The following is an 11,578-nucleotide window of genomic DNA, read 5'->3' on the forward strand; positions in this document are numbered from 1 at the left end:
AGCGTTGCTGGAATGGATGACGGTTTCGGTTTCGCATGTCCTGTTGTGGATCGTGTGCAACACCGCAGGCCTGCGGCGAAGCGTGCCCATAGCGCGCTCCATTGCCTTAGGCCTTCGCATTGCCTAACTGCACGCGCATGAGCTCAACCAACGAAATCCGCCGGTCCTTTCTCGACTATTTCGGCAAAGCCGGCCACGCCGTGACGCCCAGTGCGCCGCTTGTTCCGTACAATGACCCGACGCTGATGTTCGTCAATGCCGGGATGGTGCCGTTCAAGAACGTCTTCACCGGACTTGAAACCCCGCCGGCACCGCGCGCGGCTTCCTCGCAGAAATGCGTGCGCGCGGGGGGCAAGCACAATGATCTCGACAATGTCGGCTACACCGCACGGCATCACACCTTCTTCGAGATGCTCGGCAATTTCTCCTTCGGCGATTACTTCAAGGAACAGGCGATCGAACACGCCTGGACCCTGCTGACGCGCGAATGGGGCCTGCCCAAAGACAAGCTCACCGTCACTGTCTACCACACCGACGACGAGGCGCACTCGCTATGGCAGCGCATCGCGGGACTGCCTGATGAACGGATCATCCGCATCAGCACCAATGACAATTTCTGGTCGATGGGCGACACCGGCCCTTGCGGCCCGTGTTCGGAAATCTTCTTCGATCACGGCGAACACATCTTCGGCGGCCCTCCGGGCAGCCCTGATGAGGACGGTGACCGCTTCGTCGAGATCTGGAACCTCGTGTTCATGCAGTACGAACAGCAGGCCGACGGCACCCGCCGCGATCTGCCCAAGCCTTCGATCGACACCGGCATGGGCATCGAACGCATCGCCGCCGTGCTGCAAGGCGTGCACGACAATTACGACACCGACACCTTCAAAGCGCTGATCGCCGCCAGCGAGCACCTCACCAACGTCCCCGCCGCCGGGGAACAGGCCGCCTCGCACCGTGTGATCGCCGATCACCTGCGCTCGACCAGCTTCCTGATGGCCGACGGGGTGCTGCCTTCGAACGAGGGCCGTGGCTACGTGCTGCGCCGGATCATGCGCCGCGCGATGCGTCATGCCCACCTTCTCGGCGCGTCGGAGCCGCTGATGCACCGCCTCGTCCCCGCGCTCGTCAGCGAGATGGGGCAAGCCTATCCCGAGCTGGTGCGCGGTCAGGCGCTGATCGAGGAAGTGCTCGAACGCGAGGAAACCCAGTTCCGCCGCACGCTCGACAAGGGTCTGAAGCTGCTCGACGAAGCCACCGGCGACATGGCTTCGGGCGGCGAGCTCGACGGCGAGATCGCCTTCCGCCTCTACGACACCTATGGCTTCCCTTATGACCTGACCGAGGACGCGCTGCGCGCCCGCGGCATCGGGGTCGACAAGGCCGGGTTCGACGAAGCCATGGCCCGCCAGAAGGCCGCCGCCCGCGCCGCGTGGAAAGGCTCGGGCGAAGCGGCTTCGGGCGAGGTATGGTTCGACATCGCCGAGCGCGAAGGCGCGACCGAATTCACCGGTTACAGCTCGACCAGCGGCGAGGGTCGGGTGGTCGCGATCGTCAAGGACGGGGCCGAGGTCGATCGCGCTGCGGCGGGCGATCAGGTGGTGGTGCTTACCAACCAGACCCCGTTCTATGGTGAAAGCGGCGGGCAAACCGGCGATAGCGGGACGATGGCCAGCCCCAGCGGGTTCAAGGCACATGTTACCGATACGGCGAAACCGCTCGGGCGCCTGCACGCGCACCACGTCCGCATTGAGGCGGGCGAGGTTGCGGTGGGCGACAATGTCCAGCTCGCCGTCGATACTGGTCGCCGCGACCGCATCCGCGCCAACCATTCGGCGACCCACCTTGTGCATGCAGCGCTGCGCAATCGTCTCGGCGGGCACGTGACGCAGAAGGGCAGCATGGTCGCCGAGGACCGGCTGCGGTTCGACTTCTCGCACCCAGTCGCGCTTACGCCGGAAGACATCGCCGCGATCGAGGCCGAGGTTAACGCCGAAATCCGTGCCAACGAAGCGGTCAGCACCCGTCTGATGACTCCTGACGATGCCGTTGCGGCCGGTGCACTGGCGCTGTTCGGGGAGAAATACGGCGATGAGGTGCGGGTCCTCTCTATGGGTCGTGCCAGCAAGGAAGGGCGCAACTATTCGGTCGAACTGTGCGGCGGCACTCACGTGCGGGCCACCGGAGATATCGGCGTGTTTCGCATCGTTTCCGAAAGCGCAGTGTCCTCAGGCGTGCGCCGCATCGAAGCACTGACGGGCGAGGCCGCGCGTCAATGGCTGGTCGCGCGCGAGGAAGCGCTCAAGGCGGCGGCAGGCGTGATCCGTGCCACCCCGGAAGAGGTGCCCGCGCGCCTGTCGGCCTTGATGGAGGAACGCAAGCGGCTCGAAAAGGAACTGGCCGAAGCGAAGAAGGCTCTGGCGTTGGGCGGTGGCGGTGCGGGCGGTGCTTCGGCATCGGCGGACGAGCAAGTCGCTGGCGTGACCTTTAGCGGTCAGGTGCTCGAGGGTCTGGACCCCAAAGAACTGCGGCCGCTGCTCGACGCGGCCAAACAGCGTCTCGGTTCGGGCATTGCTGCGATCATTGCGGTCAATGACGGCAAGGCCAGCATCGCTGCGGCAGTAACCGATGATCTGACCGCCCGCTTCAGCGCGGTGGATCTGGTGCGCGCAGGGGTTGCGGCGCTAGGCGGCAAGGGCGGCGGCGGGCGCCCCGACATGGCGCAGGGCGGCGGGCCGGACGGCGACAAGGCAGCCGATGCGATTGCAGCGGTGAAGCAGGCGCTCGAAGCTCAACCGGCGGCCTGATCGGGCGGGCCGGGGCCGGTCAGGCCTCGAGATTCGACGTTCGCAGCTTGGGCTTTTCGTTCAGGCCGCCGTCGCGTTCCAGCTGTTCGCGGAATTCGTCGCGCTTGGCGTGGATCGAGGCAATCACCGGGCCCATCGCCACGCCGATGTCGACGAGCACAGCCTCGGACAATTGCAGCGAGCTTTCCAGCGTTTCCGGCACCGCATGGCTTGCGCCCGCGCGGTAGAGTTCGGCGGCGTGGATGGTGTCGCGCGCACGGGCGACGATCAGCAGATCGGGATGTTCGCGCCGCAACTTGCTCACCAGCCGCTGTGCGAGCACCGGTTCGTCCATCGTCAGCACCACGGCCGGTGCGCGCTCGACGCCGAGTTTGGTCAGCGCGTCGCCGCGCGATGCGTCCCCGAATGCCGCGCGATAACCGTCGCGCTGGGCCCGGGCGATCAGATCGGGATCGGAATCGAGCATCACATAGGGCTGGCCGTGGGTCTGCATCATGTCGGCCACCAAGCGGCCCACGCGTCCGCCGCCGACGATGATGGTGCGTTCTTCGTCGCTTTCTTCCTCGCCGGGAAGTTGTGGCGCAATCTCGACGCGGCGGGCGATTACCCGGCCAAGCTTTGCCAGCAGCGGCGTGACGGTGAGGCCGATTGCGGTAACGGTCTGCCAGAATTGCGCGGTTTCGAAATCGATCACCAGCGCGGCGGTTGCGGCCGAAAGCACGATCAGTGTGGTTTCGCTGGGCGATGCCATCATGACGCCGGTTTCGGCAGCGGTGCTGCGGCGCGCGCCCATCAGTCGCAACAGGATGCCGGTGACCAGCGCCTTGAACACCAGCACGCCCACCACCGCGAGCGCCAGCGCGCCGAGGTTGGCGCTGATCGCGACCAGATCGATGCTCATGCCGACGGTAATCAGGAAAACGCCGAGCGCGAGGCCCTTAAACGGCTCCATAATCAGCTCGACCTCTGTGTGGTACTCGGTCTCGGCGATCAGCAGGCCCGCGATCAGCGCACCGACGATCGGGGAGAGGCCGACAACCGCAGTGGCAAGGCTCGCGCCGATCACCACCAGAAGCGAAGCGGCAAGGAACAGTTCGGGGTTCTTGGTGCGTGCGGCCTGGGCGAACAGGCGGGGGAGGGCGACGCGTCCTGCCACCAGCAATATCGCGATCACCAATCCGCCCTGCCACAGCGTCTCGATCAGGCCGCCCCATCCTTCGCCCTGCGCATTGGGAGCAAGCGCACCGAGGATGAAGATGATCGGCACGATCATGATATCCTCGAACAGCAGCATCGAGAGCGCGGCGCGGCCTACCGGCGTGCGGGTGCCGGAAATTGGCAGCACGATCGCGGTCGAGGAGAAAGCGAGGGCAAAGCCCAGCGCCAGCGCCGAAGTCCAGCCGAGCATGCCCGACAGGCCAAGGAAGGCGGCGAGCGAGGAACCGATGATGATCAGCTCGAGCGCGCCGAGGCCGAATACGAGACGGCGCAACTGCCACAGGCGGTTGAATGACAGCTCCAGCCCGATCGCGAACAGCAGCAGCACAATGCCGAAGTCGGCAAAGGGCGCAAGGCGTTCGGAATTGGTGATGGTTATATGTTTGAGCCAGGGTATTCGTTCGACCAGCGAGCCAAGGCCATCGGGACCCACCAGCACGCCGATAAGGATGAAACCGATAATCGGCGTGATGCGGAACCGTGCGAAGACAGGGATCACGATCCCCGCCGCACCGAGAATCACCAGCGCATCAGACAGGAACGGAGAGGGAGAGAGTTCACCAGCCACGCTGCAGGCTTAGCGCGGCCCCGTGGACCTGTCATCCGCCCTTTCCGGCATGCGGGCCGGGAGCATGGGGAACCCCGGGTTCGCGTTCCTCGCCCAGAGGGTCTTTGATATTGCCGACGCGCTTGTCCCACTCGATCCGGTAGAGATCGAAGCGGCGATCGGCGAGGTTCTGCACCGTGCCTTCCGCGCGGGCCCAGCTGAGGTCAGCCAGATTGACGTCGCTGATCGTCAGCGTTTCGACATTCTCCGATGCCTCTGCTGCAATACCGTCGCGCGCAAAGGGGAAGTCGCAAGGGGTGAGGATGCAGGACTGGGCGTACTGGATGTCCATATTGGCGACGTTGGGCAGGTTGCCGACATTGCCGCTCATCACGACGTAGCACTGGTTCTCGATTGCGCGGGCTTGCGCGCAATAACGCACCCGCATGTATCCCTGCCGGCTGTCGGTGCAGAATGGCACGAAGATAATCCGCGCGCCTTCGTCGACCAGTCGGCGGGCGAGTTCGGGGAATTCGCTGTCGTAACAGATCAGCACGCCGATGGGCCCGCAATCGGTCGGGATCGCATCGATCGAATCGCCGCCCTTGATGTTCCACCAATAGGCTTCGTTGGGCGTCGGGTGGATCTTCTCCTGCGCATGGATCGCCCCGTCGCGCAGGCAAACATAGGCGACATTATGGATGTCACCGTCGGCCATGCGCGTGGGGTGTGATCCGCCGATGATGTTGATGTTGAAGGCCAGCGCCAGTTCGGACAGGCGCTGGCGGATGCGCGGGGTGTAATCGCTCAGCGCCTCGATGGCTTCCTGCGGCGAAAGCTCGCGTTCTTCTGCGGAAAGCAGCATCAGCGTGAACATTTCCGGAAACACGATGAAGTCCGCTTCGTAATCGGCGGCGACGTCGACGAAATATTCGACCTGCTTCATGAACTCGTCGAACCCGGAAACCGCACGCGCCTGCAACTGGCAGGTGGCGATCCGCACACTTTCGACGTCGCGCGGCAGACGGTGCTTGGGCGGCGCGTCGCTATCGACATAGGGGTTGCGCCAGACCATCCGCACGGCGTTGCCGCGGCTCGCGCGGTCTTCGGGCAGGTATTTGTGGAGGACGCCCTGCGGCTCGAACCCGTTGGCAAGCTGGAAGCGCAGCACCGGATCGTGAATCCGGTTCTCGATTACCAGCGCGAGGTATTCCTCGGCGGTTTCGGCGCGATTGGTCTTGCGGCGTTTGGCACGCGAATAGCCGGGCATGCGCCCGCCGAACACGATGCCGGTGAGATCCAGCCGTTCGGCCAGCGCGCGGCGTTCTTCATAGAGCCGCCGTCCGAGCCGGGTGCCGCGCACCTGCGGATCGACGCACATCTCGTAGCCGTAGAGCCAGTCGCCGGTGGGATCGTGCCGGCTGCCGAAACCGTTGCCGGTCACCTCGTCCCACGTATGGTTCGACAGCGCCACCCGCTCGTCGAGGCGCATCGACGCGCAATACCCTACGACCTCGCCGTCGAGCTTCGCGACGAAACAGCCTTCGGGGTAATTGTTGATCTGGCCGCGGATCTCGCCCTGGGTATAGGCAGGCAGATCGTCATAGGCGCGGCGGACGAGATCTCCGATTGCCCGCACATCCTTCAGCTTGGCCTGGCGGATTTCCAGCCGTGCTTTCGATCTGCTGGCCATGCGGTTGTATCCCTCTGCTGTTCTTAAATATCAATCGGATTGGCCTGCGACTTGTTCCCGCTCTTCGAAGCAGGAAGGGCGGACTGCCCGAAGACAGCCCGCCCCCTGTAACGCATTCAGGCCCGCAGGCGAGCGATCAGGCCCAGCTGGCCATTTCCTTTTCGAGATTCTGCACGATCGTCTCGAAGAACTGCTCGGTGGTCTGCCATGCCTGACCGGGGCCGATCAGGAGTGCGAGATCCTTGGTCATGTGGCCGCTTTCGACGGTCTTGATGCAGACCTTCTCCAGCGTTTCGGCAAAGCGCACGACGTCGGGCGTGTTGTCGAACTTGCCGCGATACATCAGCCCGCGCGTCCACGCGAAGATCGAGGCGATCGGGTTGGTCGAAGTCGCCTTGCCTTGCTGGTGCTGGCGATAGTGGCGGGTGACGGTGCCGTGCGCGGCTTCGGCCTCGATGGTCTTGCCATCGGGGCTCATCAGCACGCTGGTCATCAGGCCGAGCGAGCCGAAGCCCTGCGCCACGGTGTCCGATTGCACGTCGCCGTCGTAATTCTTGCACGCCCACACGAACTTGCCCGACCACTTGAGCGCCGAGGCGACCATGTCGTCGATCAGCCGGTGTTCGTAGACAATGCCCTTTTCCTTGAACTTCTCGGCGAAACCTTCGGTGTCGAACACTTCCTGGAACAGATCCTTGAAGCGCCCGTCATAGGCCTTCATAATCGTGTTCTTGGTGCTGAGGTACACTGGCCAGCCGAGGTTGAGGCCGTAATTGAAGCTGGCGCGGGCGAAGTCGCGGATCGAATCGTCCAGGTTGTACATCGCCATCGCGATGCCGGCGCTGGGGAAATCGAACACGTCGAGGTCGATCTTGGTGCCGTCCTCGCCGTCGAACACCAGCCGCAGCTTGCCCGGGCCGGGGATCAGCGTGTCGGTGGCGCGATACTGGTCGCCAAAGGCATGGCGGCCGACCACGATCGGATCGGTCCAGCCGGGCACCAGCCGCGGCACGTTGTCGATCACGATGGGTTCGCGGAACACCACGCCGCCCAGGATGTTGCGGATCGTGCCGTTGGGCGACTTCCACATCTTCTTGAGGCCGAATTCCTCGACGCGGGCTTCGTCCGGGGTGATGGTGGCGCACTTTACGCCCACGCCGTACTGCTTGATCGCGTTGGCGGAATCGACCGTCACCTGATCGTCGGTGGCATCGCGGTTCTCGATCGACAGGTCGTAATACTTAAGGTCGATGTCGAGATAGGGCAGGATCAGCTGTTCGCGGATCCACTGCCAGATGATCCGGGTCATCTCGTCGCCGTCGAGTTCGACGACCGGGTTTGCCACCTTGATTTTCTGCATTGCAATTATGCCCCATTCGCATCGCCCGTCCGTGGGCTGCCTGTGAGTGAACAGGATGTCTAGAAAGATCCCGCCGGGGCTTTAGCAGAGGCGTGCGGGCTTGCAACCCGCGTCAGTTGCAAATGATTTGCAACTGCTTTCAGGGCCAGTCACCGGGCAGGCAGGTCAACCATTTCGGGCAGCAGGATGCTCCGTCCGCCGCCAAATTCCTCGCGTACCACGATTAGTCCGCTGCGCTCGAGATGGTCGAGCAGGCGGCGCACGCGGCTGGGCGAGGCACTGCCGTATAGGCGGGCCAGTTCCTCTTCGTCGGGCATTGAGTTGCCGGTTGCCGCCGCAATCACGAGCGCGAGATAGGGGGCAAGCACGTCGTCGTCGACATTGCCTGCCATCCGCTCGACTGTCTGGCGCAGGGCTTCGTCAAGCCGGTCGACCCCGGCGAGCGCAAAGGCGAACAGCCGGCGAAAGGCAGCCAGATCGACATGGGCGCTGGCGATGCCCTGCTGGCGGCAGCGGACTGCGAAATCGCGGAACAATGCGGTCGCCGGACGGAAAGTCGCTCCTTCGCTTGCCGCGAGTTCGCGCACCACGTCCATAAGATCGCCCGGCGGAGCATCAGCCTCCGGGCTGGCGTCAGGCGCGGGGGGCAGCGAGACTTCTTGCTCCATCACCGGCGGCGAAGACGGGGGAGCCATGGGCGGAGCTTCGCGCAGGGCCGGCGCCGCCGAAAGTGCGCGTTCCAGATCGACCACCGGGCGCGGGGGTGGGGCGGGCGCTCGCGGGGCGGTTTCGCTGGCGGCTTCGGCAAGCCTGTCGGTCAGCAGGCTTTCCATCTCCTCGCCCGCCGCTTCGGGCAGCGGGATTAGCCCCTGTCCGGCGGTCTTGGCACCGGTTTGCACCGCGCCGACATTGACCGCCACCGGCCTGCGGCTGATCGCAGGGCCTAGCCCGAGGAACTGCCCGCGTTGCAGATCACGGATGCGTTCAGCCTGCCGCCGGTCCATGCCGAGCAGATCGGCGGCGCGCTGCATGTCGATATCGAGGAAGGTCCGGCCCATCAGGAAGTTGGAAGCCTCGGCAGCGACGTTCTTGGCAAGTTTGGCGAGGCGCTGTGTGGCCACAATCCCTGCCAGCCCGCGCTTGCGCCCGCGGCACATCAGGTTGGTCATCGCCGAAAGTGTCAGGCGGCGGGTATCGTCATTCATCTCGCCCGCGGCGGCTGGCGCGAACATCTGCGCTTCGTCCACCACCACCAGCGCCGGATACCAATGCTCGCGCGGGGCATCGAACAGCGCGGTAAGGAACAGCGCGGCGCAACGGATCTGCTGTTCGACTTCCAGTTCCTCCAGCGCCAGCACCACCGAGGCACGGTGCTGGCGCACCCGGCCGGCCAGCGCCTCGATCTCGCGCGGGGAATAGGCAGCGGCGTCGATCACGACGTGGCCGAAATGATCCGCCAGGGTGACGAAATCGCCTTCGGGATCGATTACCACCTGCTGCACCAGCCCGGCGCATTCCTCCAGCAGGCGGCGCAAAAGGTGCGATTTGCCCGAACCGGAATTGCCCTGCACCAGCAGACGCGTGGCGAGAAGCTCCTCGAGATCGATGAAGAGGCTCTGCCCGCCGCTGTCCCGGCCGATGTCGATCTGCGCGCTCACGCTTCGGGCTTAGGGAGCCGGGGGCAGGGCGCAAAGCCGGGCCGGGGAGTTTTCCAGTGATTAGGTCCGTGATCGGCGACCGACAAAGAAAAACCCCGCCAACTCGAGGGAGTTGCGGGGCTTTCTGGCGATGGTGGGCGTAGCAAGGATTGAACTTGCGACCCCTACGATGTCAACATAGTGCTCTACCACTGAGCTATACGCCCGCACCATCGGATCGCCACCCTGTCGGGGGCGGAGCGGCCCTTTATCGCAGCACCCGCCAAGGTGCAAGCGATTCGGAACGTCAGCCTGCTTCCTCGAACACCCGCTCCACTTCCAGCACCAGATCGCGCAGGTGGAACGGTTTCGACAGCACCTTGGCACTGGGCTGTTCGCGGCTGGCGCGTAAACTTACCGCAGCAAAGCCGGTGATGAACATTACTTTGGTGCGCGGAGAGATTTCGGCGCAGCGCTGGGCCAGCTCGATTCCGTCCATTTCGGGCATGACGATATCGGAAAGAAGTAGATCGAAATCGCCGGATTCGAGCAGCGGAATCGCCTCGGTACCGCGATCGACCGCGCTCACGCGGTAACCGGCATTGGTCAAGGCGCGCGCAAGATAGGTGCGCATCGCCTCTTCGTCTTCGGCGAGCAGGATGTGCGGGGTATTGATCGCGTTCATGACGGTGGCGTTAGCAGCCTCGGCTTAAGAAATCTTTGTCTGCATGCGCGGTTTGCGACCGTAAGCCATGCGGTTGACGATCAGGCTTTGACAGGCAGGCGCAAAGACGGCAGCAAGAAAGGCGATGTCGCCCGCTCTCCCCGGCTCTTCCGATCCCCATTTTTCCGCACTTGGTCAGCCTGTGCGGATCAGCGGCGGACGCGTGCCGGGTCTGGAGGGGACGGCGGCCTATACCTATGTCGCGCCGCGCACGATGCGCTTGCCTGTGTTGGTGGCAGTTCCCCATGCCGGCCGCGCCTATCCCCCGCAGGTGGTTGGGCGCATGCGCGATCCGCAGGCAGCGCAGCTGCGGTTGGAGGATCGGCTGGTTGACCGCCTGGGCCGGGCAATCGCGCAGGCAACCGGAGCGGCCCTGCTGGTCGCGCATGCACCGCGCGCGCTGCTGGATCTCAACCGGGCCGAAGACGATATCGACTGGGACATGATCGAAGGCGGCAGGCCCGAAGATTTGCCTTCGCGTGCGGCGGCGGGGCAGGGCGGGAATCGCCGTGCCCGCAGCGGGTTGGGACTTGTGCCTCGGCGCCTTCCCGGCAGCGGCGAGATCTGGCGCGGACGGCTCGACCGGAGCGAGCTTGCCGCACGCATAAGCGGTATCCACCATGCCTATCACGACTTCCTCGGTTCCGAGCTCGCCCGCATCCGCGATGCCTGGGGTGCAGCGCTGCTGATCGATCTGCATTCGATGCCGCCGCTACGTTCCGTCGAAGGTGAGGACAGCGCCCCGCAGATCGTGCTGGGTGATAGGTTCGGTGCATCGTGCCATCACGGGCTGATGTCTGGCGCGTTGAGGCATTTGCAGATGCAGGGGTGCCATGCCGTGCAGAACCGCCCCTATTCAGGCGGTTATGTGCTCGATCGGCACGGCGAGCCGCGGCGGGGCGTGCATGCCTTGCAGTTGGAAGTCTGCCGCGCGACCTATCTCGATCACCGCTTGGCCGAGCCGGGCGAGGGCATTGCCGCGATGGGTACCTTGCTTGCCTCGCTGGTCCGCGAAATGGGCGAGGAAACCGCATTGCTGGGCGGCAGCGACGGCGTGTTGCAGGCCGCCGAATAGGACGCCTTAGCCGGTAGCAAGTCTCCACAAGGAACCACCCCTTCGCGTGAGGGGGGTATAGTGATCACTATAAAAATGTAGGTAGTTGACCACACTGCATTGCTCAGCGGGTCTGTGGCGCCGATGAGCCTCGGTCGCGTTTGGCGATAGCTAGTTCAACGGCTGTATTTCGGTTGGAGCAACACTTCCTTGCTCGAAAACCCATTGCCCTCGCCAGAATTCAATGGGGCGGTGAGCCTATCGTGTTCGCATCAGGCGCTGGATTTGTCGGCAATCCCGACAAGCTGCGCTGGCAGTATGAAACCCAAAGCCGCGATGATTTGCGCCTGGAATTCGCCCGCAAGCTCATATGCGATAAGCTTCGCAACAGCCTCGTGACCTTGCAAAGCAGCTTGCCCTGACCGGCCCCCACTGAGTGGTCCGTATTGATTGTTAGTTCAAGATTGTCTCCGGCGCCATGGCTGTCCGGAGGTGGAGCGTAGCGGAACCGGAGGGCAGCCATGGCGGCGTCGCCGTT

The 11,578-nt window shown here is 64.2% G+C and carries 8 protein-coding genes and 1 tRNA gene; 3 read left to right on the forward strand and 6 right to left on the reverse strand.

Annotated elements, in window-relative coordinates; translation table 11 throughout:
• The first annotated feature begins 137 nt into the window (after positions 1–137).
• Positions 138–2,807 carry an alanine--tRNA ligase gene (gene alaS, locus OIK40_RS14825; RefSeq protein WP_273679138.1) on the forward strand — a complete coding sequence of 890 codons (2,670 nt, stop codon included), beginning with the start codon at positions 138–140 and terminating at the stop codon, positions 2,805–2,807.
• 19 nt (positions 2,808–2,826) lie between these two features.
• Here the strand turns inward: alaS and OIK40_RS14830 are convergent, their stop codons facing one another.
• The 6 genes from OIK40_RS14830 to cpdR all read right to left on the reverse strand — a co-directional run bounded on the left by OIK40_RS14830 (position 2,827) and on the right by cpdR (position 9,947).
• A complete protein-coding gene (locus OIK40_RS14830; protein WP_273679139.1) occupies positions 2,827–4,593 on the reverse strand; it encodes a cation:proton antiporter domain-containing protein in 1,767 nt (588 codons plus the stop codon).
• A gap of 31 nt (positions 4,594–4,624) precedes the next feature.
• Positions 4,625–6,265 carry a GNAT family N-acetyltransferase gene (locus OIK40_RS14835; protein WP_273679140.1) on the reverse strand — a complete coding sequence of 547 codons (1,641 nt, stop codon included), beginning with the start codon at positions 6,263–6,265 and terminating at the stop codon, positions 4,625–4,627.
• A gap of 136 nt (positions 6,266–6,401) precedes the next feature.
• The gene (locus tag OIK40_RS14840) at positions 6,402–7,625 is read right to left on the reverse strand and encodes an NADP-dependent isocitrate dehydrogenase (protein WP_273679141.1); all 1,224 of its coding nucleotides are present in this window, start codon (positions 7,623–7,625) and stop codon (positions 6,402–6,404) included.
• Between the two features lie 149 nt (positions 7,626–7,774).
• A complete protein-coding gene (locus OIK40_RS14845; protein WP_273679142.1) occupies positions 7,775–9,283 on the reverse strand; it encodes a helicase HerA domain-containing protein in 1,509 nt (502 codons plus the stop codon).
• A 131-nt stretch (positions 9,284–9,414) separates the two neighbouring features.
• A tRNA-Val gene (locus OIK40_RS14850) sits at positions 9,415–9,489 on the reverse strand.
• A gap of 80 nt (positions 9,490–9,569) precedes the next feature.
• Positions 9,570–9,947, reverse strand: coding sequence for a cell cycle two-component system response regulator CpdR (cpdR, locus tag OIK40_RS14855; protein ID WP_273679143.1), 378 nt, complete (start codon positions 9,945–9,947; stop codon positions 9,570–9,572).
• A 124-nt stretch (positions 9,948–10,071) separates the two neighbouring features.
• Here cpdR and OIK40_RS14860 point away from each other — a divergent pair, with 124 nt between their 5' ends.
• Together OIK40_RS14860 and OIK40_RS14865 are read left to right on the forward strand one after the other, a co-directional pair.
• A complete protein-coding gene (locus OIK40_RS14860) occupies positions 10,072–11,061 on the forward strand; it encodes an N-formylglutamate amidohydrolase (protein ID WP_273679144.1) in 990 nt (329 codons plus the stop codon).
• A gap of 173 nt (positions 11,062–11,234) precedes the next feature.
• Positions 11,235–11,462 (forward strand): CRISPR-associated endonuclease Cas1, encoded by a 228-nt coding sequence (locus OIK40_RS14865; protein WP_273679145.1) that lies wholly within the window; start codon positions 11,235–11,237, stop codon positions 11,460–11,462.
• The last annotated feature ends 116 nt before the right edge of the window (positions 11,463–11,578 follow it).

The sequence above is a fragment of the Erythrobacter fulvus genome, assembly GCF_028595285.1.
Lineage (GTDB): Bacteria > Pseudomonadota > Alphaproteobacteria > Sphingomonadales > Sphingomonadaceae > Erythrobacter > Erythrobacter fulvus.

Bases quoted from the DNA above. Each gene is read 5' to 3' on its own strand.
- OIK40_RS14840 (WP_273679141.1), bottom strand. From the start codon at position 7,625: ATGCAGAAAATCAAGGTGGCAAACCCGGTCGTCGAACTCGACGGCGAC.
- OIK40_RS14835 (WP_273679140.1), bottom strand. From the start codon at position 6,265: ATGGCCAGCAGATCGAAAGCACGGCTGGAAATCCGCCAGGCCAAGCTG.
- cpdR (WP_273679143.1), bottom strand. From the start codon at position 9,947: ATGAACGCGATCAATACCCCGCACATCCTGCTCGCCGAAGACGAAGAG.
- OIK40_RS14860 (WP_273679144.1), top strand. From the start codon at position 10,072: ATGTCGCCCGCTCTCCCCGGCTCTTCCGATCCCCATTTTTCCGCACTT.
- alaS (WP_273679138.1), top strand. From the start codon at position 138: ATGAGCTCAACCAACGAAATCCGCCGGTCCTTTCTCGACTATTTCGGC.